The sequence below is a fragment of the Aeromonas sp. ASNIH8 genome, assembly GCF_002919855.1.
Classification (GTDB): domain Bacteria; phylum Pseudomonadota; class Gammaproteobacteria; order Enterobacterales; family Aeromonadaceae; genus Aeromonas; species Aeromonas caviae.
Genome location: NZ_PQLN01000045.1, coordinates 14,070 through 37,660, shown reverse-complemented (window position 1 = coordinate 37,660; position 23,591 = coordinate 14,070). Strand labels below are relative to the sequence as shown.

Genomic DNA, 23,591 nt, shown 5'->3' with positions numbered 1-23,591 from the left:
GCACCCAATTTTAGATTACGCATTGAGCGTGGTCTTTACCGGTTAGTGTGCTGATATGGCTCAGTCGGTAGAGCGCATCCTTGGTAAGGATGAGGTCCCCAGTTCGATTCTGGGTATCAGCACCATTAAATAAGAAAGCCTCCCAATCGGGAGGCTTTTTTGTGTCTGCCTTTCAGCCATCCATCGCAAATTGCAGTCCTGCAATGTCGCACCTTCTTGTTGCTGAGATATCTTCCCTTTCTATCCCGTATGCTTTCCGGGCGGCGCTTCTCTATTAAAGGGATCCGGGCTAAGTTGTGGATTGGCAAAGACAACTACGCTTTCGAAGGGGAAAGAACATGCTGATTAGGAATGTGCGTCTGGCGGGCAGGGAAGGGATGTGGCAAATCCTCTGTCAGGGAGGCGTGATCCGGGCCATTGAGCCCATGAGCACTCAGCTGCTCTCTGTCCGCGAGCTTGATGGTGAGCAAGGCCTTGTCATCCCCCCCTTTATCGAACCGCACATTCACCTCGATACCACCCAGACGGCTGGCGAGCCGAGTTGGAACTTCTCCGGTACCCTGTTCGAGGGGATCGAGCGTTGGGCCGAGCGCAAGGCGCTGCTGACCCATGAGGATGTGAAACAACGCGCCATCCAGACACTGAAATGGCAGATTGCCAACGGCATCCAGTTCGTGCGGACTCACGTGGATGTTTCCGACCCCAATCTGGTCGCCTTGAAGGCGATGCTGGAGGTGCGGGAGGAGATGAAGGAGTGGGTGGAGCTGCAGATCGTCGCTTTTCCGCAGGAGGGGATCCTCTCCTACCCCAACGGCAAGGCATTGCTGGAAGAGGCTCTCAAGCTGGGGGCCGACGTGATCGGTGCCATCCCCCATTTCGAGTTTACCCGGGAGTACGGGGTCGAAAGTCTGCACTACGTCTTCGATCTTGCGGAGAAGTATCAGGTTCTGGTGGATGTGCATTGCGACGAAATCGATGACGAACAGTCCCGTTTTATCGAGACGCTGGCAACCCTGGCCTACGAGCGCGGTATTGGCCATAGGGTGACCGCCAGCCACACCACCGCCATGCACTCCTACAACGGAGCCTATGCCTCGCGGCTGTTCCGGCTGCTCAGGATGGCGGACATCAACTTCGTGGCCAATCCGCTGGTGAACATTCACCTGCAGGGGCGCTTCGACAGCTATCCCAAGCGTCGTGGGATCACCCGGGTGAAGGAGATGCTGGAGGCGAACATCAACGTCTGCTTCGGCCACGACGACGTGTTCGATCCCTGGTATCCCATGGGCACGGCCAACATGTTGCAGGTGCTGCATATGGGGCTCCATGTCTGCCAGATCATGGGCTACGAGCAGATCAACGACAGCCTCAAGCTGATCGGCAGCCACAGCGCCCGCACCCTGAACGTGCAGGATCGCTACGGCATCGAGGTGGGCAAGCCCGCCAACCTGCTGATCCTTCCTGCAGAGAATGGTTTCGATGCGGTGCGCCGCCAAGTGCCGGTGCGTTATTCCATCCGCCATGGCAGAGTCATCGCCGATACTCGCCCGGCCGAGACGACCCTCCATCTTGTGAATGCAGAATCGGTAGACTTTCGCCGCTAGGGTCTAGCAGGGTCGATTAATTGCCCGGCTGTCCCCTGCTGCCGACATTTTGCATAATGCCAACCTGACAATCTTGGAGACTGCTTGATGCAAACCTGGTTATTTGTCGCTGCCGGAGGCGCCTTCGGTGCCTGCCTGCGTTTTGGCATCGCCGAGCTGATGGCCTGGCTGCTGGGACGCCACTTTCCCTATGGCACCCTGGTGGTCAACGTGGTGGGTTCCTTCATCATGGGGATTGCCTATGCCCTGATCAGCCATGGTCACGTGGTGGAGCACCCGATGAAGCCATTGCTGATGGTGGGTATCCTCGGCGCCTTGACCACCTTCTCCTCCTTTGCCCTCGATACGGTCGTGCTGGCCCAGCAAGGGGCCTATCTGAAGGCGCTGCTCAATATCGGTCTCAATCTGTTCCTCTGTCTGGCCATGGTCGTGCTGGGGATGCAGTTGGTCGCAAGCCGGGTTTGAGGTGTCCGCACGCCATCGGCTCTGGTAAACTGGCGGCCATTCTTTGCTCTATGGGTATTTGAGGGATGTCGGAACAGACTACTACTACGCATTTTGGCTATAAAACCGTGGCAGCGACCGAGAAGGAAACCCTGGTCGCCGGTGTCTTTCATTCGGTAGCGGCCAAGTATGATCTGATGAACGATCTGATGTCGTTCGGCATCCATCGCCTCTGGAAGCGCTTTACCATCGACTGCTCCGGTGTCCGCAAAGGACAGAAGGTGCTGGATCTGGCTGGCGGCACAGGGGATCTGACCGCCAAGTTCTCCCGCATCGTGGGTGAGACCGGCCAGGTGGTCCTGGCGGACATCAACGACTCCATGCTGAAAGTGGGCCGCGACAAACTGCGCAACCTGGGGGTGGCCAACAACGTCTCCTACGTGCAGGCCAACGCCGAGGCGCTCCCCTTCCCGGACAACCACTTCGATGTCATCACCATCGGCTTCGGCCTGCGCAACGTCACCGACAAGGACAAGGCGCTTGCCTCCATGTTCCGGGTGCTCAAGCCGGGTGGCCGCCTGCTGGTGCTGGAGTTCTCCAAGCCGGTGAGCGAAGTGATCGCCAAACTTTATGATCTCTACTCCTTCAAATTGCTGCCAAAAATGGGCGAAATCGTCGCGAACGACAGCGAAAGTTACAAATACCTGGCGGAATCCATCCGCATGCACCCGGATCAGCAGACCCTGGCAGGCATGATGGAGAATGTCGGTTTCGAACAGGTGGAGTTTTACAACCTGACCCAGGGCGTGGTTGCCCTGCACCGCGGTTACAAGTTTTAAGGTCGCCTATGCCGATGGATGCCATGGTCACCGCAGTGATCGAAACCAGCCTCAACCAGTTGCTGTCCCTGGACAAACAGAGCCCGGAGCGGCTGCGCAAGCTGACGGGCAAGGTACTCAAACTGGAGCTGCGCGAGCTCAAGCCGCTCTGGTTTGTCTTCTCGGAGCGCCGTCTGGATGTGCTGGCCAGGTTTGAAGGGGAGGCGGATGCGGTGCTGAGCCTCTCCCTGACCGCCCTCGGTCTGCTCAAGGAGCCTTCCGCCCTGACCCGCTACATCCGCGAGGAGAAGCTGGACCTGAGCGGTGACCCCCAGCTGGTGCAGGCATTCAGCGCCCTGCTTGGCGAGCTCGATATCGACTGGGAAGAGGAGCTGTCCCGCTACACCGGCGATGTGGTGGCCCACACCCTGTGCAGTGGTGCTCGTCAGGCTCGCCGTTTTGTGGGGCGAGAGTTGTGCCGTTCCCAGCGTCAAGTGGCCGAGTATCTGACCGAGGAGGCGAGGCTTGCCCCGGGTCCGCTGGAAGTGGCGAGCTTCAATGACGATGTCGAAGAGCTTGCCCAACAGATGAAGGCGATCGAGTTGCGGCTTGCCCGCCTCGAACAGCAGGTGAGCTGATGACCCCGAAGGAGTTCAAACGCCTCTATCGCATCGTCAGCATCCTGCTGGAACAGGGCATCGACGAGCTGGTGCCCGCCTGTTATCAGCCCTGGCCTGGCCGTCTGGCCCGTCGCAGTCTGTTCTGGCTCAAGAACAAGCAACAAGGCATGAGCCGTGGCGCCCGCATTCGCCTCGCCTTCGAGGCCCTGGGCCCCATCTTCATCAAGTTCGGCCAGATGCTCTCGACCCGGCGCGATCTGCTGCCCCCTGACATTGCCGAAGAGCTGGCCCTGCTGCAGGACAGGGTGCCTCCCTTCTGTGGTCAGGCCGCCCGTCGCCAGATAGAAGAGAGCCTGGGTTGCCCCGTCGAGACCCTGTTCGATGACTTCGACGAGACGCCGCTGGCATCCGCCTCCATCGCCCAGGTGCACACCGCCCGGTTGAAGGAGAACGGCCGCGAGATCGTCATCAAGGTGATCCGTCCCGATATCGAGCCGGTCATCGAGGCCGACCTGCGCCTGATGCGGGCGCTGGCCCGTCTGGTAGCGCGCTTTGTGCCCCAGAGTGCGCGACTGCGCCCCGTCGAGGTGGTGGAGGAGTATCGCAAGACCATACTCGACGAGCTCAACCTGATGCGCGAAGCGGCCAACGCCATCCAGCTGCGCCGCAACTTCACCGGTTCCGAGGCGCTCTATGTGCCCGAGGTGTTCACGGACCATTGCCGTGAGCAGGTGCTGGTGATGGAGCGCATCTACGGCATTCCGGTCTCCGACATTGCCGCGCTGGAAGCCAACGGCACCAACATGAAGCTGCTGGCCGAGCGCGGAGTGGAAGTGTTCTTCACCCAGGTGTTCCGCGACAGCTTCTTCCACGCCGACATGCACCCGGGCAACATCTTCGTCTCTTTCGAACACCCCGAGAATCCGCTCTGGATCGGCATCGACTGCGGCATCGTCGGCACCCTCAACCGGGAAGACAAGCGCTACCTGGCGGAGAACTTCCTCGCCTTCTTCAACCGCGACTACCGCCGGGTGGCCGAGCTGCACGTAGAGTCAGGCTGGGTGCCGCCCGATACCAAGGTGGACGAGTTCGAGTTCGCCATCCGCACCGTGCTGGAGCCCATCTTCGAGAAACCGCTCTCCGAGATCTCCTTCGGCCACGTGCTGCTCAATCTGTTCAACACCGCCCGTCGCTTCAACATGCAGGTGCAGCCGCAGCTGGTGCTGCTGCAAAAGACCCTGCTCTATGTAGAAGGGCTGGGTCGCCAGCTCTATCCCCAGCTGGATTTGTGGCAGACCGCCAAGCCCTATCTGGAGAACTGGATGCATGAGCAGGTCGGCCCCAAGGCGGTGTGGAATGCCATCAAGGAGAAGGCGCCGTTCTGGGCGGAGAAACTGCCGGAGCTGCCGGAGCTGGTCTATGAGACCCTGCGTCAGGCCCGCCATCAGCAGCACCACTTCGACCAGATGTTTGCCGATTTCCGTCGCCACAGTCGCCGTCAGGGGCAGGCCCGCTACCTCTTAGGGGTTGGTGCCAGCCTGCTGCTCGCGGGTGTATTCTTGCTGACCCAAAAACAATACATTGAGTGGGGACAAATCAGCCTCGCCGGCGCCGGGTTATGCTGGCTGCTGGGTTGGTTGCGAACCCGTTCCCATTAAATAACCTGCGCCATCGGGCGCCTATCCGGAGAGAAAGTCATGGGTGGTATCAGTATTTGGCAGTTGTTGATCATCGCAGTCATCGTCGTGCTGTTGTTTGGCACCAAGAAATTGCGCGGTATCGGTGGCGATCTGGGCGCGGCGGTCAAGGGATTCAAGAAGGCGCTCTCCGATGAGCCGGCCGACACCAAACCCGAGCAGAAAGATGCCGAGTTCCCGACCAAGCAGTTGAACGAGACGGCCAGCAACGCCGAAGCCGCCAAACAGAAAGACAAAGATCAGGCCTAAGCCATGTTCGACATCGGTTTTTGGGAACTGGTCGTCATCGGCGTCGTCGCCCTAGTGGTGCTGGGTCCTGAGCGGTTGCCGGTCGCGATCCGCACCGCCAGCCACTGGATAAGGCTGATCCGCAGCACCGCCAACTCGGTCAAGGCCGAGCTGGAACAGGAGCTCAAGTTGCAGGATCTGCACAACGATCTGAAGAAGGCCGAACGGTTGCAGATGAACAACCTGAGCCCCGAGCTGCAGGAGTCCATCGAGCAGTTGAAAGCGGCCGCCCAGTCGGTGAATCGTCCCTATCAGGGGGAGAACGAGATCCGCCCGCCTCGGGAGCCCGCCCAGGCTGAGCCAGCCACTCCGGTGGCGGCCCCGGCGCCCACCCCAGAGGTGCCACCGGTCAACAGCCAGCGAGAGAGCGAGCCTGTGCCCGCCAGCGAGCCCGCAGCCAAAGGGGAGGTGAAGCCATGAGTCAGGCAGAACAACCCCTCATCAGCCATCTGGTAGAGCTGAGAACCCGTCTGCTGCGCGCGATCTCCGCCATCCTGCTGGTGTTCATCGCGCTCATCTACTTCTCCAACAACATCTACGACTTCGTGGCCCAGCCGCTGCTCAGCCAGTTGCCGGCAGGGACCAGCATGATAGCGACGGATGTGGCGACGCCCTTCATCACGCCCATCAAGCTGACCCTGGTGGTCTCCTTCTTCGTGGCGATCCCCTATCTGCTCTATCAGGCCTGGGCCTTCATCGCACCCGGTCTGTACCAGCATGAACGGCGTCTCATCATGCCGCTGGTCGCCTCCAGTGCCGTGCTGTTCTATGCGGGGATGGCGTTCGCCTACTACGTGGTGTTCCCCCTGGTGTTCGGCTTCTTCACCAGTACCGCCCCCGCCGGGGTGACGGTGGCGACCGACATCGCCAGCTACCTGGACTTCGTGCTGACCCTGTTCTTCGCGTTCGGGGTGGCGTTCGAGATCCCGGTGGCCACCATACTGCTCTGCTGGACCGGGGTGACCACCCCCAGGAGCCTGAAGGAGAAGCGCCCTTACGTCATCGTCGGGGTCTTCGTGGTCGGTATGTTGCTGACGCCGCCCGATGTCTTCTCCCAGACCCTGCTCGCGATCCCCATGTGGGGCCTGTGGGAGATAGGTCTGTTCTTCGCCCGCTTCTACGTGAAGAAAGAGGACGAGGAGCAGCAACAAACGGAAGAGGGGAGCTGAGGCTCCCTTCCTCTTTTCATGCATCCGTTCGAGGCGTATGGTAAGGCCCCATCGAGTAGATGGTTTTCAAATGCCTGATATGCACCTCGTTTGTCCGGAACCCCTGACTCCATGATCGACATCGGTTTGAACCTGACCAGCAGCCAGTTCGCAGGCGAACAGGCCGACCTGGTGGAACGCGCGCGCGCCGCCGGGGTGGAAGCCCTGATCCTGACCGGCTCCGATCTGGCCGGCAGCCGCGAGAGCGCCGCATTGGCCGCCCGCTGGCCCGGTTACTGCTTCTCCACCGCCGGGGTGCATCCCCATGATGCCAAGAGCGTCGATGAGGAGACCCTGCCCGCCTTGCGCGAACTGGCAGCTCTGCCCCAGGTGGTGGCCATCGGCGAGTGCGGTCTCGACTACAACCGGGACTTCTCCCCCCGTCCGGTGCAGGACGCGGTGTTTGACGCCCAGCTGGCGCTCGCCGCCGAGCTCGGGATGCCGGTGTTTCTCCACTGCCGCGATGCCCATGACAAATTCGTCGAAATCCTGCGCCCCTGGTTGCCCCGCCTGCCGGGGGCCGTGCTGCACTGCTTCACCGGCTCCGACGCCGAGCTGGACGAGTGCCTGGCGCTGGGGCTGCATATCGGGGTGACCGGCTGGCTCTGTGACGAGCGCCGTGGCCAGCTGCTGCGCGAGCAGGTGGCCCGCATTCCGGCGGGTCGCCTGATGATAGAGACGGACGCCCCCTACCTGGTGCCGCGGGATCTGAAACCCAGACCCAAACGCAACGAACCCGCTTTTTTGCCGCACATCGCCCAGGTGGTGGCGGCCTGCCGTGGTGAAGCGCCCGAGGCCTTGCTGGCCCATACCCGGGCCACCTCCGCCGCATTCTTCCAACTTCCGCTTTTGGAGTGATTCATGGCCACAACTCTTCCGGGGGCCTTCCCGGGCCGTCGCCTGCGCCGGGTGCGCAAACATGACTTCAGCCGCCGCCTGGTGCGCGAAAACGTACTGACCGTCGACGATCTCATCTATCCCGTGTTCGTGCTGGAGGGGGAGGGTCAGCGAGAGGCCGTTGCCTCCATGCCGGGGGTGGACAGACTCTCCATCGATCTGCTGCTCGAAGAGGCCGCCGAACTGGTGGCCCTGGGTGTGCCGGCGGTGGCCCTGTTCCCGGCGACGCCGCTGGAGAGAAAGAGTCTGATGGCGGAAGAGGCCTACAACCCGGATGCCCTGGCCCAGCGGGCGACCCGTGCCCTCAAGGCGCGCTTCCCGGAGCTCGGGGTCATCACCGATGTGGCGCTCGACCCCTTCACCACCCATGGTCAGGACGGCATCATCGATGACGAAGGCTATGTGCAGAACGACATCACCACCGAGATCCTGGTGAAGCAGGCGCTCTCCCATGCGGCCGCCGGGGCCGACATGGTGGCACCGTCCGACATGATGGACGGCCGCATCGGTGCCATCCGCGCGGCGCTGGAGGAGAATGGCTTCGTCAACGTGCAGATCATGGCCTACTCCGCCAAGTACGCCTCCCACTACTACGGCCCGTTCCGCGATGCGGTGGGCTCCGCCGCCAACCTCGGCAAGAGCAACAAGGCCACCTACCAGATGGATCCGGCCAACGGCAACGAAGCCCTGCACGAGGTGGCCCTCGACATCGCCGAAGGGGCGGACAGCGTGATGGTCAAGCCGGGCATGCCCTACCTGGACATCATCCGCCGGGTGAAGGATCAGTTCGGCGTGCCGACCTTCGCCTATCAGGTGAGCGGCGAGTACGCCATGCACATGGCGGCGATCCAGAATGGCTGGCTCAAGGAGAAAGAGTGCGTGATGGAATCCCTGCTCTGCTTCAAGCGGGCCGGGGCCGATGGCATCCTCACCTACTTCGCCAAGCGGGTCGCCCAGTGGTTGAAAGAGGACGCCCGACGCTGAGGTGGGGAGTGTCCATGCCCTCACAATGCCGGCCCTCGGGCCGGCATTGTCGTCTCTGGCAGATGAAGTGCTGGTTTTATGAACAAAATGCCTGAAAAAGTGGGCAACAAGCCCGTCTCTTGGCGGCAAAGGCTTGATAAATGGGGTTTCTGCCTACATCTTAGATGGTCCAAGCAGGCTTCTGGACGGCAGGGGCTGCAGAGCATTTAGAGGTACCGCAGATGACTAACCCTTTGCTGACAATGGACTCGCTGCCTCCCTTCAGCCAGATCCAGCCCGATCAGGTGCAACCTGCCGTGACGCAGGCCATCGCCGATTGCAAACAGAAGATTGAGGATGTGCTGGCCCAGAAGGAGCCTCACACCTGGGACAGCCTGATCGCCCCGCTGGAAGAGGTCAACGACCGCCTCTCCCGGATCTGGTCCCCCATCAGCCACCTCAACGCCGTGCAGAACAGCGAGGCGCTGCGGGCGGCTCACGATGCCTGCCTGCCGCTGCTGTCCGAATTCCAGACCTATGTCGGTCAGCATGAAGGGCTCTATCAAGCCTATCTGGCCCTCTCCGAGAGCGATGACTTCCCCCGGCTGGATGATGCCCAGCGCAAGGAGATCCTGAACACCCTGCGCGATTTCCGCCTCTCCGGCATCGGTCTGCCTGCCGAGGCGCAGCAGCGTTACGGCGAGATCCAGGCCCGCCTCTCGGAGCTCGCCTCCCGTTTCAGCAACAACGTGCTGGACGCGACCCAGGGCTGGCACAAGCTGGTGACCGACGAGGCCGAGCTGGCTGGTCTGCCCGCAAGCGCCCAGGCTGCCGCGCGCCAGATGGCCGAACTCAAGGGCAAGGAGGGGTGGCTGTTCACCCTGGACATCCCCTCCTACCTGCCGGTGATGATGTATGCCGACAGCCGCGCCCTGCGTGCCGAGCTGTATGAGGCCTTCACCACCCGCGCCTCCGACCAGGGCCCCAACGCCGGCAAGTGGGACAACTCCGCCATCATGACCGAGTTGCTCACCCTGCGCCGGGAGCTGGCCCGACTGCTGGGCTTTGCCAACTATGCCGAACTCTCCCTCGCGACCAAGATGGCGGACAAGCCGGAGCAGGTGGTGGACTTCCTCACCGACCTGGCTGCCAAGTCCCTGCCCCAAGGCAAGGCGGAGCTGGAGGAGATCCGCGCCTTTGCCGCCGAGCAGCACGGTCAGGACGAACTGGCGGCCTGGGATCTTGCCTATTACGCAGAAAAGCTCAAACAGCACAAGTTTTCGGTCTCTGATGAGCAGTTGCGTCCTTATTTCCCCGCCGGTCGGGTCGTGAAGGGGCTGTTCGAGGTGGTCAAGCGGGTGTTCGGCATGAAGGTGCGCGAGCGTCTCGGCATCGACACCTGGCACCCGGACGTGCGCTTCTACGACATCTTTGACGCCGATGACGAGCTGCGCGGCAGCTTCTACCTGGATCTCTACGCCCGCGAGCACAAGCAGGGCGGCGCCTGGATGGATGTCTGCCTGGGTCGCCGCTACCGTCAGGACGGCTCCCTGCAAAAGCCGGTGGCCTACCTGACCTGCAACTTCAACGGCCCGGTGGACGGCAAACCGGCCCTGTTCACCCACAACGAAGTGGTCACCCTGTTCCACGAGTTCGGCCACGGCATTCACCACATGCTGACCCGCATCGATGTGGCCGGCGTGGCCGGCATCAACGGCGTGGCCTGGGATGCGGTGGAGCTGCCGAGCCAGTTCCTCGAGAACTGGTGCTGGGAATCCGAGGCGCTGGCCTTCATCTCCGGCCATTACGAGACCGGGGAGCCGCTGCCCGCCGATCTGCTGGAGAAGATGCTGACCGCCCGCAACTTCCAGGCGGCGATGCAGATGCTGCGCCAGCTGGAGTTCGCTCTGTTCGACTTCCGTCTGCACCAGACCTTTGACCCGACCAGAGCGGATCAGATCCCTGCGCTGCTGGCTGAGGTGCGCAGCCAGGTCGCCGTGATGACGCCTCCGGCGTTCAACCGCTTCCAGCACAGCTTCTCCCACATCTTCGCGGGCGGCTACGCGGCGGGCTACTACAGCTACAAGTGGGCCGAGGTACTTTCTGCCGACGCCTTCTCCCGCTTCGAGGAGGATGGGATCTTCAACCCGGCCACGGGCCACTCCTTCCTGAAGAACATTCTGGAAAAGGGCGGCTCCAGGGAGCCGATGGAGCTGTTCCGTGCCTTCCGTGGCCGGGAGCCCCAGGTGGATGCGCTGCTGCGTCACAGCGGTATCGCTGCGTGAGGTCCCGCCGCCACAGTGAGCCTCGATTGGATGAGCTGCCGCGCCACTGCGGGAGCTTCAAGCAGGTACACATTTGCGGCATAGTGGGATCGAAACGTGATTTTTGATAGAAAAAGGGACCTTTTGGTCCCTTTTTCCAAGCCTTTTTAATATCTTGCGGAGTGCATGTTTGCACTGTCCCCGCCTCTTCAGTAGAGTCGGGTTCTACCTTCCAGGGAGAGAAAGAACCTTGCCATGAGGCGAGCACTCGAGTCTGTCTATCAAATCATCTCCAGCCTGTCTCATTCGAGTGGTCAGGGATATTTTGATGCCTTTGTGAGTGAAATCGCCAACGCGGTGGGGGCTGACTTCGTCCTGGTGTCCGGCAAGGATCAGGCGGGTCTGTTCTTTACCGTGCATGCCGCCTATCCCGCCTCCCTCGACATCAACGCCTACAGCTTCCCCCTCGCCGACACTCCGGGGGAGATCGCCATGCAACAGGGTGAAGCCTGGTTCAGTGATCGCACCCGCCAGCTGTTCCCCCACGCCGCCGTGCTGGAGCGCTGCGAGGTGAGAGCCTATGCCGGCGTCGCGCTCAAGAACGCCGAGGGAGAGACCATCGGCCTGTGCAGCGTCATGTTCAAGCGGGCCATGCCGAGAATGGAGAAGATAGTGGGCCTGCTGCGTCTGCTGGCCCCGCTCGCCGGTCGTGAACTGGCGCTGATGTATCAGCAGCGCCAGAGCCAGGAGCAGCCGGCGCAACCGGAACATCACCACTTCCTGGACACCATGATGTCCCATGCGCCCGTGGGCATCGGCAAGGTGGATCTGGGCGGCAAGATCCTCTGGGCGAACCCGGCCATCGAGAAGATGCTCGGCTACAGCCAGGAGGAGCTGCAACAGCTCACCGTCGCCGAAATCAACCATCCGGACGACTGGCAGACCAGCATTGCGCTCTACGACGCCCTCAAGCGGGGAGAGCGTCCCGCGTTTACCCAGGAGAAGCGTTATCTCCATCGGGATGGGACCGTCCTGTGGGGACGGGTGACGGTGACCCTGATCCGCAACGAGCAGATGCACCCCGACTATCTCATGGTGGTGCTGGAGAACATCGATCCCATCAGGCGCCATGCGGAGCAGCTCAAGCTCTCCCACCGGGTCTATGACAACCTCTCCGAAGCCATTCTGGTGTGCGATGCCGACAGTCGCATCATCTCGGTCAATCCGGCCTTCGAGAAGATCACCGGTTACAGCGAGGAGGAAGCGTGCGGCCAGCGGCCCAGCATGCTCAAGTCCGGACTGCACGATCAGACCTTCTATGCGGACATGTACCACGCTCTGGAGCGGGTGGGGATCTGGCGTGGGGAGGTGTGGAACAAGCGCAAGAACGGCAAGCTCTATCCCCAGCAGCTGATGATCAGCGCCGTGCGGGAAGGGGGCAAGATCAGTCAGTACATCGCCATCTTCAGCGATCTTTCCCAGACCAAGCTGGCGGAGCAGAAGATCGCCGCCCAGGCCAACTACGACAACCTCACCGGCCTGCCCAACCGCTGGCTGTTCGGTCGCTGTCTGGCCCGCTTCTGCGAGCGGGGGGAGCGCTTCGCCCTCATGGTGCTCGACCTCAACAACTTCAAGGCGGTCAACAACAGCATGGATCACCATGTGGGCGACGCCCTGCTGCGGGAGGTATCGGATCGGCTGGTGAGCCGGGTGCGCACCGAGGACCTGGTGGCCCGCATCGGCGGCGACGAGTTTGCCTTCCTGGTGCCCGGCATCGTCAACCGCCGTCAGGCCGAGGTGTTTGCCAAGCAGGTGATCGGCGGCTTTGCCCGTCCCTTCATGCTGGCCAACCAGCACCTCTATGTGACCGCCACCCTGGGGATCACCCTCTGTCCCAATGACGGCGGCGACAGCGACGAGCTCTTGCGCAATGCCGAGCAGGCCCTGTTCGTCGCCAAGCGCCAGGGACGCCCCCTCGGCACCTACAACGCCTCCATGCGGGAAGAGGTGAGCCAGCGCCACCAGATGCAGCACGATCTGGCGGAGGCCATCAAGCTGGGCCAGCTGACCATGGCCTACCAGCCCATCTGGGACAACCGCAGCGGCCGGGTCGCCAAGCTGGAGGCCCTGGTGCGCTGGTATCACCCCCACTGGGGTCAGGTCTCACCGGCGGATTTCATCCCGCTGGCGGAAGAGGCGGGGCTCATCCAGGGGCTGGGTGCCCTGGTGCTGTGGCAGTCTTGCCGGGATCTGGCCAGATTGCAGCAGTCCGGCTTCCCGGATCTGCAGATGTCCATCAACCGCTCCACCCTGGAGTTCCAGACCATAGACCCGGAGGCCAACGAGTGGCTCAGGGTGATCCGCCACTTCGAGCTGGATCCGGCGGACATCATCATCGAGATCACCGAATCTCTGCTGATGGAGACCAGCGATCAGCACAGGGTGCGGATCGATGCTCTGCGCGAGGCGGGCTGCAAGCTGGCCATCGACGACTTCGGGACCGGCTACTCGGCACTGAACTACCTGCGTACCTTCCCGGTGGATCTGGTGAAGATCGATCGCTCCTTCGTGCGCCATATTCCCTTCAACGAGCAGGACCGCCTGCTGCTCGACGGCATCATCAACATCGTGCACAACCTCGGCATGCAGGTGGTGATCGAAGGGGTGGAGACCCGGGAGCAGCTCAACTTCCTCTGCCAGAAGGGGTGCGCCTTCACCCAGGGGTATCTGCTCAGCCGCCCGCTGCCCTTCGACGATCTGACCGAGTACCTGAGTCTCAACCGTCAGGGCATGAACCTGGCGAATCTGACCACGGTGAGCTGACCCCCCGCTTCTGCTATCATGCCGGCTTCTGCGCCGTGATGAGTCCATGTTATGCCCCATATTCAGGTTTTCAGTGAAGTGCCCGCCCGCGATGGCGAGCTCGACGCCCTGCGCCAGCGCCTTGCCGACGTGGCGTTTCCCGCTCCCTTCGCCCTGGTGCTGACCGAATCGCGGTTGGAGCTGCGCAAGCTGGACGAACCCAAGCTGGGGGCCGTCTATGTGGACTTCGTGGAAGGGGCGGTGGCCCATAGGCGCAAGTTCGGTGGCGGGCGTGGCCAGTCCATCGCCAAGGCGGTGGGATTGAAGTCGGGAGCCATGCCGACCGTGGTGGATGCCACCGCCGGGCTCGGGCGCGATGCCTTCGTGCTCGCCTCCCTCGGCTGCAAGGTGACCCTGATCGAGCGCAGCCCAGTGGTGGCGGCCCTGCTCCAGGACGGTCTGACCCGGGCGGGGCAGGATCCCGAGATAGGCCCCTGGGTGCGCGAGCGGATGCAACTGCTGCAAGGCCCGGCGGTGGAGACCCTGCTGGCGCTGACCGAGCGGCCGGAGGTCATCTACCTGGATCCCATGTTCCCCCACAAGCAGAAGTCGGCGCTGGTGAAAAAAGAGATGCGGGTGTTCCAGTCCCTGGTGGGGGCGGATCTCGACGCGGATGCCCTGCTGCCGGCGGCGCTCAGGATGGCTGACAAGCGGGTGGTGGTGAAGCGGCCCGACTATGCGGGCTGGCTCAACGAGCACAAGCCCAGCATGGCCATCGAGACAAAGAGCAACCGCTTCGACGTCTATGTGATGGCGGCGCTGGCGAGTTGAGTGGCGACTGGCAGGGAGTTTGAGCGTCAAACGAAGAGGGCCAACCTGATCAGGTTGGCCCTCTTGCTATTCATTGGCTGCGGGGTGGGGCGAAGTGGATCCGCTTTTCTTCCCCTTGCCAGACGAGTTCCAGGGTCGCCAGGTCCGCCAGGCTGAGGCGCTCAGCGCTCTCCAGCAGCAGATATTCCACTCCGTCGCTGGCTTCTATGGTGCGGATCCTGTCCGCCCAGGTTCGTCCATCCCGGTCGGTGATCGTGACGGGCAGTTGCCAGCTTGCGGCGATCTCCAGCCAGTCGTACAGGTCACAGCTGACGGGTTGGTAATCGGCCATGGGGTGTGCGCCTCAGGCTTCCAGCAGCCGGGTGGACCAGCCCATCTTCTGCTGGCGTTCCACCTCGAGGCGCAGCTCGCTGGCGCGCAGGTAGTGCTCGTCCAGCCACCCCTTGGGCAGGGTCAGGGTCAGGACATCTTCATCGGCTTGCAGCATGAACCTGGGCACAGTGCCCTGGGTCCGGCGCATGCAGAGGATGAGGGAGATGCGCAGGATGCGGGCCAGCCGGATCGCCTGGCGACCGGTGACGGCGCCCTGTTTCTCCAGCGGCTCCAGCTTGAATTCATCCCGCTGGTTGAACAGCAGGGCCGACAGCAGCTTCTTCTGCGCGGGGGTGAAGCCAGGCATGTCGATGTTGTCGATGATGTAGGCAGCGTGCTGCGGCGCCTTCTTGTACTCGATGCACAGACCGATTTCGTGCAGCAGGGCTGCGTAGCGCAGGATCGGGCGACCGTAGCGCTTGGAGAGGCGCCAGGCCGGCTGCAACTGGGTGAACGCCTCGATGGCGGTGTCGCGGACCCGCTCGGCGTGCTCCTTGTCGAGCTGGTAGCGGCTGATCAGGCTGTCGGCGGTGCGATCCCGGGCATCACAGTCGTGATTGTTGCCGAGCAGGCCGTAGATGAGCCCTTCACGCAGTGCACCACCCGCCAGGGTCATGCTCTCGATGTCGAGGGTCTCGAAGATGGCGATCAGGATGGCGAGGCCGGAGGGGAACACGGTCAGCCGTTCGGCCGCCAGCCCTTCGAGCTGCAACTTATCGAGTCTGCCGCAGGCGATGGCCTGACCCATCAGCTCTTGCAACTTGGGCAGGGTGACCCGCTCGCTCTTGCCCTGGGCCAGCATGATCTCCTGCAGCGCCTGGACGGTGCCGGAGGCGCCGACGCAGGTGCGCCAGCCGAGGACACGGTAGTCCGCAGCCACTTTCTCCAGTACCGCCTTGGCGGCGGCAATGGCCTGGTTGAAGCGCGCCTCGGAGAGCTCGCCATCACCGAAGTGGTTGTTGAGCCAGGTGACGCAGCCCATGTGCAGGCTGTTGAGCAGCTTGGCTTCGCTCTGCTCGCCGATCACCAGCTCGGTGCTGGCGCCGCCGATGTCGATCACCAGCCGGTTGCCTTCCCCTGCCGACGTCCAGGAGACGCCTTCATAGATGGTCTTGGCTTCTTCCTCGCCCGAGATGATCTCGATGCTGTGGTTGAGCACCCGTTCCGCTTCGCTGATGAATTCGTCGACGTTGGTGGCCAGGCGCAGGGTGGCGGTGCCCACTACCCGGATGTTGTCGGACGGGATGTCCTGCAACTGCTCGGAGAAGAGGCGCAGACAATCCCAGCCCCGCTCCATGGCGGCACGGTTGAGGCGAAAATCGGCATCGAGGCCAGCGGCGAGGCGTACCTTGCGCTTGACCTTGGTGACGGTGCGCAGGGCACCGGCGACCTCGCGCACCACCAGCATGTGAAAGCTGTTGGAGCCGAGGTCGATGGCGGCATAGAGAGGCGAGTTGTGCAACTTGGCCGATCCCTCAGTTCTTACGGGGGGGACGACGACGGTTGTTGCTGTTGCCACCGCCTTGGCGATCCCGCATGTTGCGGTTCACCGGCTGGCGGTTGCGAAACACCCGTTTCGGCGCGGTGACGTCATCCAGCAGCGCCTCGCGGTCATACTTGCTGACCGGGATGGGGTGGTGGATGTAATCCTCGATGGCCGGCAGGTTGAAGGCATAGTCTTCACAGGCCAGGCTGATGGAGTGACCGCTTTTGCCTGCGCGACCGGTACGACCGATGCGGTGGACATAGTCTTCGGCATCGTCGGGCAGGTCGTAGTTGAAGACGTGGGTCACGTCGGGGATGTGCAGACCACGGGCAGCCACGTCGGTGGCGACCAAGATATCCAGGGTGCCCTTGGTGAACTCTTCCAGGATCTTCATCCGCTTCTTCTGCGGCACGTCGCCGGTCAGCAGGCCGACGCGGTGGCCGTCATTCTCCAGCCAGGCGTGAACGTCTTCGCAGACATGCTTGGTGTTGGCGAAGACGATGGCTTTCTCGGGCCACTCCTCTTCCATCAGGGAGAGCAGCAGCAACATCTTGTCTTCGTTGGAGGGGTAGAAGAGTTCCTCCTTGATCCGCACGCCGGTCATCTGTTCCGGTTCGACCTGCACATGTTCTGGGTGGTTCATGTGTTCATAGGCCAGCTCCTGCACCCGCAGGGAGAGGGTGGCGGAGAACAGCATGCTCAGACGCTCGGTGGCGGGGGGCATGCGGCGGAACAGGAAACGGATGTCCTTGATGAAGCCCAGATCGAACATGCGATCCGCTTCGTCCAGTACCACGACCTGGATGTTGCCGAGATCGATGACCTTGGACTTGAAGTAGTCGATGATGCGACCCGTGGTGCCGATCAGGATGTCGACGCCCTGTTCCAGCACGGCCAGCTGCTTGTCGTAGCCTTCGCCACCATAGGCGAGACCGAGCTTGAGCCCGGTGGAGGCTGACATGCTCTCTGCATCGTTATAGATCTGGACGGCCAGCTCCCGGGTCGGGGCCATGATGATGGCGCGGGGCTGGTTGATGAGGCGCGGCCTGGTCAGCGGATGGGTCAGCAAATAGTTGAATGTCGCCGCCAGGAAAGCCAGGGTTTTGCCGGTCCCCGTCTGGGCCTGACCGGCGAGGTCATGACCTTCAACCAGCAGGGGCAGGGACAGTGCCTGGATGGGCGTACAATAGTGAAATCCCTTTGATTCCAGACCAGCCAGAACTTCGGGTTCGAGGCCCATTTGGGCGAATTTTTCGGTCGTTAGATGTGTTTTGCTCATGGCGGTAGGTTATCAGGTTAGGCTTGCAATAATAAACAGGATCATTTCAAATAGGGCAACTATTGCCTTTGTTGAACCATCAATAAAGCCTTAATTACTGACTGGAGTTGGAGATGAGTGACAAGATTGTTCAGCTGAGCGATGCCAGCTTCGAGGCCGATGTAATCAACGCCGACAGCCCTGTTCTGGTCGATTTCTGGGCCGAATGGTGTGGACCGTGCAAGATGATTGCCCCGATCCTGAACGAAGTTGCTCAGGAATATGAAGGTCGCGTGACCGTGGCGAAATTGAACATCGATCATAACGCCGACACTCCGCCCAAGTACGGCATTCGTGGTATCCCGACCCTGCTGCTGTTCAAGAATGGTGAAGTGGCAGCGACCAAGGTCGGCGCCCTGTCCAAGACCCAACTGAAAGAGTTCTTGGACGGCAACCTGTAATAATCAAGAAGGAGCGCATTGCAATAATGCGCTCCTTGTGTTTTATCACCTAGACGCTCACCCTGATTGGTGCTAGTTTATCGCTCGTTTGCTAACCTTTTTGCCTGACTCTTTGCTTAACTACCAGCCTGGCAAGTCAAATCCGATCAGCATCAATCCAGCAGACTGTCTCCTCATTTCAATCCTTGCTTACAGACTTTCACCACTATGAATCTGACTGAACTTAAGAACACTCCTGTGTCCGAGCTGGTCCAGCTTGGCGAATCCATGGGGTTGGAAAATCTGGCTCGGGCGCACAAGAAAGACATTATCTTTGCAATCCTCAAGGCGCACGCCAAGGGCGGCGAGGATATCTTTGGCGACGGTGTGCTGGAAATCCTGACCGACGGTTTCGGTTTCCTGCGCAGTGCAGACGGCTCTTATCTCGCTGGTCCGGATGACATCTATGTCTCCCCGAGCCAGATCCGCCGCTTCAACCTGCGTACCGGCGATACCATTTCCGGCAAGATCCGGCCGCCGAAAGAGGGCGAGCGCTATTTCGCCCTGCTCAAGGTCAACGACGTCAACTACGACCGTCCGGAAAACTCCCGCAACAAGATCCTGTTTGAAAACCTCACGCCCCTGCACGCCAACGAGCGTCTGCGCATGGAGCGTGGCAACGGTTCCACCGAAGACATTACCGCCCGTGTACTGGATCTGGCATCCCCGATCGGCAAGGGCCAGCGCGGTCTCATCGTTGCACCGCCCAAGGCCGGTAAGACCATGCTGCTGCAGAACATCGCCCAGAGCATCGCCTACAACCACCCGGATTGTGAGCTGATCGTGCTGCTGATTGACGAGCGTCCGGAAGAAGTGACCGAGATGCAGCGGATGGTGAAGGGCGAAGTCATCGCCTCCACCTTCGACGAGCCGGCCTCCCGTCACGTCCAGGTCGCCGAAATGGTGATCGAGAAGGCCAAGCGTCTGGTCGAGCACAAGAAGGACGTGGTGATCCTGCTGGACTCCATCACCCGTCTGGCTCGCGCCTACAACACCGTCATCCCGTCTTCCGGCAAGGTGCTGACCGGTGGTGTGGATGCCAACGCCCTGCACCGTCCGAAGCGTTTCTTCGGTGCGGCGCGCAACGTCGAAGAGGGCGGCAGCCTGACCATCATCGCCACCGCGCTGATCGATACCGGCTCCAAGATGGATGAAGTCATCTACGAAGAGTTCAAGGGTACCGGCAACATGGAACTGCACCTCTCGCGCAAGATTGCCGAGAAGCGCGTCTACCCGGCCATCGACATCACCCGTTCCGGCACCCGCAAGGAAGAGCTGCTGACCGCCCCGGACGAGCTGCAGAAGATGTGGATCCTGCGCAAGATCATTCACCCCATGGGCGAGATCGACAGCATCGAGTTCCTCATCGACAAGCTGGCTGCGACCAAGACCAACGACGAGTTCTTCGACTCCATGAAGCGTCAACAGAAGTAACAGCCTCTTCAATGACAAAACCGCGGCCCAGGTCGCGGTTTTTGTTTATCTATTTCACGGCTGGCTTAGTAGTATGAAGCCTCGATGTCACAAGGAAAGGGACGTCATGAAGCTGGTGTTGTTCATATGGATGGGTTGGTTGTGGCTGGCGGCCCCGGTGCATGCCGACTCCCCGCCGCAATTGCAGGCTCCCCTGGTGGCGGACGAGGGACTGGAGGGGCATCGGGCGTACCTGGACGGCCGCATGGCGCTCGGGCAGTTTGATGCCATGGACTCGTTGCTCGAGACCCTGTCGGTGGGGCAGCGGGAGTTCCTGTTGTTCCAGTTGCTGGGTGAGCTCAAGTCATCGGGCGCACCGAGCCCGGCGCTGCTGGCCTGGGTGCGGGCACAAGCGGCCAAGGCGCCACAATGGCTGGTGGAAGGGAAGGTGGACGGTTTCCTGGTGCAGCTACCCGCCTATGACTTCCCCGCCGAGGCCCGGCTGGTGCTGAGCCACTGGCAGCAGCTGGCCTGGCAGGACAACTATCGCCAGTTGCTGGAGCAGGATCGCTTCGACTTCAAGCAGGTCTACTACAGCCGCAATCCCGAGCTGGCACAGCAGCAGCAGGCCCTGCTGGCGGTGCTCGATCGGCAGCCGGTATCCGTGCTGCGCCGGGAGGCGCAGCGGCTTGCCGCCCTCAATCTCTTCCTGCCGGACAACCAGTTGCTGCTGCACTTCATCGAACAGACCGGGGAGACGGCACTCTACCTCAAGCTGTGGCGTCAGCCAGTGGATCACGATAGCCTGACTGCGCTACACACCATTTCCCGCTTTTATTCAGGTCAGGAGGCGAGCGATCTGCTGATCGCCGCCAGCCAGAACAGCCGCCTGATGGTCCCCGCCCTGCACCAGCTCAGCCGCCTCTCCCCCTTGCCGGACGTGGCCCAGCAGTTCCTCCTGGCCGAACTCGGCAAGCACCAGTATGGCGGGCTGGTGGCCGGCCTGTTGTTGCAGATGGACGAGCCCAGGCTCCTGGGTCAATTGGCAAACCGGTTGACGCTTCAGGAGCGGCGACACGCCTCGTCCGTCATGAGGTCCGATACGGGTACACCGGATACGCCGCCAGGGTTATAATGCGGGACCACCTGATCCCGCTGGGGTACTTGCATGAAATACAAGGACTTGCGTGATTTTATCGCGCAGTTGGAACAAAACGGACAGCTCAGGCGCATCAGTCGCGAGATAGACCCCTATCTGGAGATGACCGAGATCAGCGACCGTACCCTGCGTGCGGGGGGCCCGGCTCTGCTGTTTGAGAATCCCAAGGGCTACACCATGCCGGTGTTGACCAACCTGTTCGGCACGCCGGACCGGGTTGCCATGGGCATGGGCCAGCCCAACGTCAGCGCCCTGCGCCAGGTGGGGACCTGGCTCTCCTATCTGAAAGAGCCGGAGCCGCCTCGCGGGCTCAAGGAGCTGATGGAGAAGCTGCCCATCTTCAAGCAGGTGCTCAACATGCCGACCAAGCGGCTCTCTTCGGCCCCCTGTCAGCAGGTGGTGCTGGAAGGGGACGCGGTGGATCTGGATCAGATCCCCATCCAGCACTGCTGGCCCGGGGATGTGGCGCCACTGGTCACCTGGGGTCTGACCATCACCCGCGGTCCCTACAAGAAGCGGCAGAACCTCGGCATCTATCGCCAGCAGAAAATCGGCAAGAACAAGCTGATCATGCGCTGGCTGGATCACCGGGGCGGCGCCATCGATTTTCGCGAGTGGCAGGAGGCCCACCCGGGCGAACGCTTCCCGGTGGCGGTGGCGCTGGGCGCCGATCCGGCGACCATCCTGGGCGCGGTGACGCCGGTCCCGGACAGCCTCTCCGAATACGCCTTTGCCGGTCTGCTGCGGGGCAGCCGTACCGAGGTGGTGAAGGCGCTGAGCTGCGATCTGGAAGTGCCCGCCAGCGCCGAGATCGTGCTGGAAGGCTATCTGGAGCCGGGGGAGATGGCCCCCGAAGGGCCTTACGGCGATCACACCGGCTACTACAACGAAGTGGACGAGTTCCCGGTCTTCACCATCACCCACATGACCATGCGCCGGGATGCCATCTACCACAGCACCTACACCGGCCGTCCGCCCGATGAGCCGGCGGTGCTCGGGGTGGCGCTCAACGAGGTGTTCGTGCCGCTGTTGCAGAAGCAGTTCCCCGAGATAGTGGACTTCTACCTGCCGCCGGAGGGGTGCTCCTACCGGATGGCGGTGGTGACCATCAAGAAGCGTTACCCTGGCCACGCCAAGCGGGTGATGCTGGGAGTCTGGTCCTTCCTGCGCCAGTTCATGTACACCAAGTTCGTGATCGTCTGCGATGACGACATCAACGCCCGCGACTGGAAGGACGTGATCTGGGCCATCACCACCCGGATGGACCCGGCTCGCGACACCACCCTGATCGAGCACACCCCCATCGACTACCTGGACTTCGCCTCTCCGGTCTCCGGGCTCGGCTCCAAAATGGGGCTGGATGCCACCAACAAGTGGCCGGGGGAGAGCAATCGGGAGTGGGGTCAGCCCATCGTTCAGGACGAGGCGGTAAAGCAGAAGATCGATGCCATCTGGGATGAGCTGAAGATCCTCGACTGAGGGATCCCCGATGGGGCGCGGCCATTGTGACGCAAAAGTGCGGTATTGCCGTGCCGAATTGGGTATGCTCGACGGACCTGACCACCAACTGGTCGCCATAAAAACAGTGAAACCATGAGCGAAGCGGGCCGGGCAGGCCCCTCACAAGGACAAGAATGCAACGTATCAAGTGCCGCGTAGAGGAACTGCGCGAATATGTCGACACCATCTGGCACGTGGCGCTGGCGCCGCAGCAGGAGGTGAGCTTCAAGCCGGGCCAGTATCTGCTGGTGGTGATGAGCGATTCGGACAAGCGCCCCTTCTCCATCGCCAACTCGCCGACCCGCTCCGGCGTGCTGGAGCTGCAGATCGGTGCCACTCCCGAGAATGCCTATGCCGGTCAGGTGCTGGCCCGCATGCGCGAGCAGGGAGAGATCGAGGTCGAGCTGGCCGCCGGCAAGGCGTTCCTGCGCGACGAATCCCCCCGACCGCTGATCCTGATGGCGGGAGGCACCGGCTTCTCCTATGCCCGCGCCATCCTGGAATACCTGATCGGCAGCGGCAGCAAGCGTCCGGTGTTCCTCTACTGGGGGGTACGCCAGGCGCACTGGCTCTACGAGCTGGAGCAGATGCAGCAGTGGGAGCGCGACTACGCGCCGCTGACCTTCATTCCCGTGGTGCAGGAGCCCGAGAGCGACTGGACCGGCAGGACCGGGTTGGTGCACAAGGCCATCATGGATGACTTCGTCAGCCTGCATGACTACGACATCTATGTGGCGGGCCGCTTCGAGATGGCCGGTGCCGCGCGGGAAGAGTTCAAGGTGCTGGGCGCCGAGCCCGAGCGCATCTTCGGCGATGCCTACGAGTTTATCTGACCACGGCCAACCGCAGAGCGTCGATCTGCCCCCTTATCGTCTTGCGAGAGAAGGGGGGATGAGAAACTCGTTGTCCCCATAAAAACGACAAACCCCAGCCTGGCTGGGGTTTGTGCTATCTACGGCGGGTCACGCCGGATCATTCGCCCTTGGCAGCAAGCTGCTGCTCGAGCTGGGCCAGCTTGGTCTCGAGGGCGGTCAGCTTCTCCCGGGTGCGCAGTAGCACCTTGGTCTGCACGTCGAACTCCTCGCGGCTCACCAGATCCAGCTTGTTGAGCTGAGCCTGCAAGACCTGACGGGTCTTTTTCTCCACCTCTTCACCCATGCTGCGAATGCCGAGGGGCAGGGCGTTGTGTATCTGTTTGGCGATCTCTTCCAGTTTTTTCGGGTCGATCATGGGGGTCTCCTTAAGCAATGGCGCCATTCTACCGACAAATCGTCCCCTTTGCCGAGATCGGGGCGGCTTTTTGCGCCATGGATCCCATCGGGCTCTGGTCGGGTCTGGTTGATGTACCCTGGCTGCTACCCTGTGGCACCGGGAATCAATTCCAATTCCTTGATGGTGTACACAAAAAAATCAGATCAGATGACTGACCAGAGGCTTATTAATTGTTGCGTTGCTGTTAATATGATT

Annotated in this window: 22 protein-coding genes and 1 tRNA gene; 19 read left to right on the top strand and 4 right to left on the bottom strand. The window is 61.8% G+C overall.

The features are described 5' to 3' along the window. The first annotated feature begins 49 nt into the window (after positions 1 to 49). From C3418_RS13060 to C3418_RS12995, 14 genes are all read left to right on the top strand, one after another. Positions 50 to 125, top strand: a tRNA-Thr gene (locus C3418_RS13060). Positions 126 to 338: 213 nt separating this feature from the next. Next, positions 339 to 1,604 (top strand): cytosine deaminase, encoded by a 1,266-nt coding sequence (locus tag C3418_RS13055; protein WP_103858686.1) that lies wholly within the window; start codon positions 339 to 341, stop codon positions 1,602 to 1,604. Between the two features lie 87 nt (positions 1,605 to 1,691). Beyond that, positions 1,692 to 2,069, top strand: a complete 378-nt coding sequence (gene crcB, locus C3418_RS13050; RefSeq protein WP_010672354.1) for a fluoride efflux transporter CrcB — start codon at positions 1,692 to 1,694, stop codon at positions 2,067 to 2,069. A 65-nt stretch (positions 2,070 to 2,134) separates the two neighbouring features. Beyond that, positions 2,135 to 2,887: a bifunctional demethylmenaquinone methyltransferase/2-methoxy-6-polyprenyl-1,4-benzoquinol methylase UbiE gene (gene ubiE, locus C3418_RS13045; protein ID WP_039041078.1), complete on the top strand. Its 753-nt coding sequence runs from the start codon at positions 2,135 to 2,137 to the stop codon at positions 2,885 to 2,887. Positions 2,888 to 2,895: 8 nt separating this feature from the next. Next, positions 2,896 to 3,504, top strand: coding sequence for an SCP2 domain-containing protein (locus tag C3418_RS13040; RefSeq protein ID WP_048209347.1), 609 nt, complete (start codon positions 2,896 to 2,898; stop codon positions 3,502 to 3,504). After that, entirely contained in the window at positions 3,504 to 5,144 is a 1,641-nt protein-coding gene (gene ubiB, locus C3418_RS13035) for a ubiquinone biosynthesis regulatory protein kinase UbiB (RefSeq protein WP_103858685.1), read from the top strand. Before C3418_RS13040 ends, ubiB begins: the two co-directional genes overlap by 1 nt. Before the next feature lie 39 nt (positions 5,145 to 5,183). Further along, positions 5,184 to 5,432, top strand: a complete 249-nt coding sequence (gene tatA, locus C3418_RS13030) for a Sec-independent protein translocase subunit TatA (protein WP_010672358.1) — start codon at positions 5,184 to 5,186, stop codon at positions 5,430 to 5,432. Between the two features lie 3 nt (positions 5,433 to 5,435). Continuing rightward, the gene (gene tatB / locus C3418_RS13025; RefSeq protein WP_103858684.1) at positions 5,436 to 5,891 is read left to right on the top strand and encodes a Sec-independent protein translocase protein TatB; all 456 of its coding nucleotides are present in this window, start codon (positions 5,436 to 5,438) and stop codon (positions 5,889 to 5,891) included. Then, the gene (gene tatC, locus C3418_RS13020; protein WP_103858683.1) at positions 5,888 to 6,640 is read left to right on the top strand and encodes a twin-arginine translocase subunit TatC; all 753 of its coding nucleotides are present in this window, start codon (positions 5,888 to 5,890) and stop codon (positions 6,638 to 6,640) included. Before tatB ends, tatC begins: the two co-directional genes overlap by 4 nt. A 111-nt stretch (positions 6,641 to 6,751) precedes the next feature. After that, entirely contained in the window at positions 6,752 to 7,537 is a 786-nt protein-coding gene (locus tag C3418_RS13015; RefSeq protein ID WP_103858682.1) for a TatD family hydrolase, read from the top strand. 3 nt (positions 7,538 to 7,540) lie between these two features. Then, on the top strand, positions 7,541 to 8,560 hold the full coding sequence (gene hemB, locus C3418_RS13010) for a porphobilinogen synthase (RefSeq protein WP_103858681.1): 1,020 nt from the start codon (positions 7,541 to 7,543) through the stop codon (positions 8,558 to 8,560). Positions 8,561 to 8,781: 221 nt separating this feature from the next. Then, a complete protein-coding gene (gene prlC / locus C3418_RS13005; protein WP_103858680.1) occupies positions 8,782 to 10,824 on the top strand; it encodes an oligopeptidase A in 2,043 nt (680 codons plus the stop codon). A 234-nt stretch (positions 10,825 to 11,058) separates the two neighbouring features. Further along, the gene (locus C3418_RS13000; RefSeq protein ID WP_039041083.1) at positions 11,059 to 13,626 is read left to right on the top strand and encodes a bifunctional diguanylate cyclase/phosphodiesterase; all 2,568 of its coding nucleotides are present in this window, start codon (positions 11,059 to 11,061) and stop codon (positions 13,624 to 13,626) included. 51 nt (positions 13,627 to 13,677) lie between these two features. Next, a complete protein-coding gene (locus C3418_RS12995) occupies positions 13,678 to 14,436 on the top strand; it encodes a class I SAM-dependent methyltransferase (protein WP_010672365.1) in 759 nt (252 codons plus the stop codon). 70 nt (positions 14,437 to 14,506) lie between these two features. Here the strand turns inward: C3418_RS12995 and C3418_RS12990 are convergent, their stop codons facing one another. Genes C3418_RS12990 through rhlB form a run of 3 tightly spaced genes read right to left on the bottom strand, consistent with a single transcriptional unit; the run spans position 14,507 to position 17,573 of the window. Beyond that, positions 14,507 to 14,767, bottom strand: coding sequence for a Rho-binding antiterminator (locus C3418_RS12990; protein ID WP_103858679.1), 261 nt, complete (start codon positions 14,765 to 14,767; stop codon positions 14,507 to 14,509). Positions 14,768 to 14,779: 12 nt separating this feature from the next. Further along, a complete protein-coding gene (gene gppA, locus C3418_RS12985; protein WP_103858678.1) occupies positions 14,780 to 16,270 on the bottom strand; it encodes a guanosine-5'-triphosphate,3'-diphosphate diphosphatase in 1,491 nt (496 codons plus the stop codon). Positions 16,271 to 16,283: 13 nt separating this feature from the next. Continuing rightward, on the bottom strand, positions 16,284 to 17,573 hold the full coding sequence (gene rhlB, locus C3418_RS12980; protein WP_042864702.1) for an ATP-dependent RNA helicase RhlB: 1,290 nt from the start codon (positions 17,571 to 17,573) through the stop codon (positions 16,284 to 16,286). Between the two features lie 113 nt (positions 17,574 to 17,686). Between rhlB and trxA the strand changes: the two genes are divergently transcribed. The 5 genes from trxA to fre all read left to right on the top strand — a co-directional run bounded on the left by trxA (position 17,687) and on the right by fre (position 22,957). Next, positions 17,687 to 18,013, top strand: coding sequence for a thioredoxin TrxA (trxA, locus tag C3418_RS12975; protein WP_010672369.1), 327 nt, complete (start codon positions 17,687 to 17,689; stop codon positions 18,011 to 18,013). 207 nt (positions 18,014 to 18,220) lie between these two features. Next, positions 18,221 to 19,486, top strand: a complete 1,266-nt coding sequence (gene rho, locus C3418_RS12970; protein WP_010672370.1) for a transcription termination factor Rho — start codon at positions 18,221 to 18,223, stop codon at positions 19,484 to 19,486. 106 nt (positions 19,487 to 19,592) lie between these two features. Further along, positions 19,593 to 20,600, top strand: coding sequence for a hypothetical protein (locus tag C3418_RS12965; protein WP_103858677.1), 1,008 nt, complete (start codon positions 19,593 to 19,595; stop codon positions 20,598 to 20,600). 33 nt (positions 20,601 to 20,633) lie between these two features. Then, positions 20,634 to 22,103 carry a 4-hydroxy-3-polyprenylbenzoate decarboxylase gene (gene ubiD / locus C3418_RS12960; RefSeq protein WP_010672372.1) on the top strand — a complete coding sequence of 490 codons (1,470 nt, stop codon included), beginning with the start codon at positions 20,634 to 20,636 and terminating at the stop codon, positions 22,101 to 22,103. Positions 22,104 to 22,258: 155 nt separating this feature from the next. Continuing rightward, a complete protein-coding gene (fre, locus tag C3418_RS12955) occupies positions 22,259 to 22,957 on the top strand; it encodes an NAD(P)H-flavin reductase (RefSeq protein ID WP_010672373.1) in 699 nt (232 codons plus the stop codon). Between the two features lie 139 nt (positions 22,958 to 23,096). Here fre and C3418_RS12950 read toward each other — a convergent pair whose 3' ends face one another. After that, positions 23,097 to 23,354 carry an accessory factor UbiK family protein gene (locus tag C3418_RS12950; RefSeq protein ID WP_103858676.1) on the bottom strand — a complete coding sequence of 86 codons (258 nt, stop codon included), beginning with the start codon at positions 23,352 to 23,354 and terminating at the stop codon, positions 23,097 to 23,099. Positions 23,355 to 23,591: the final 237 nt, after the last annotated feature.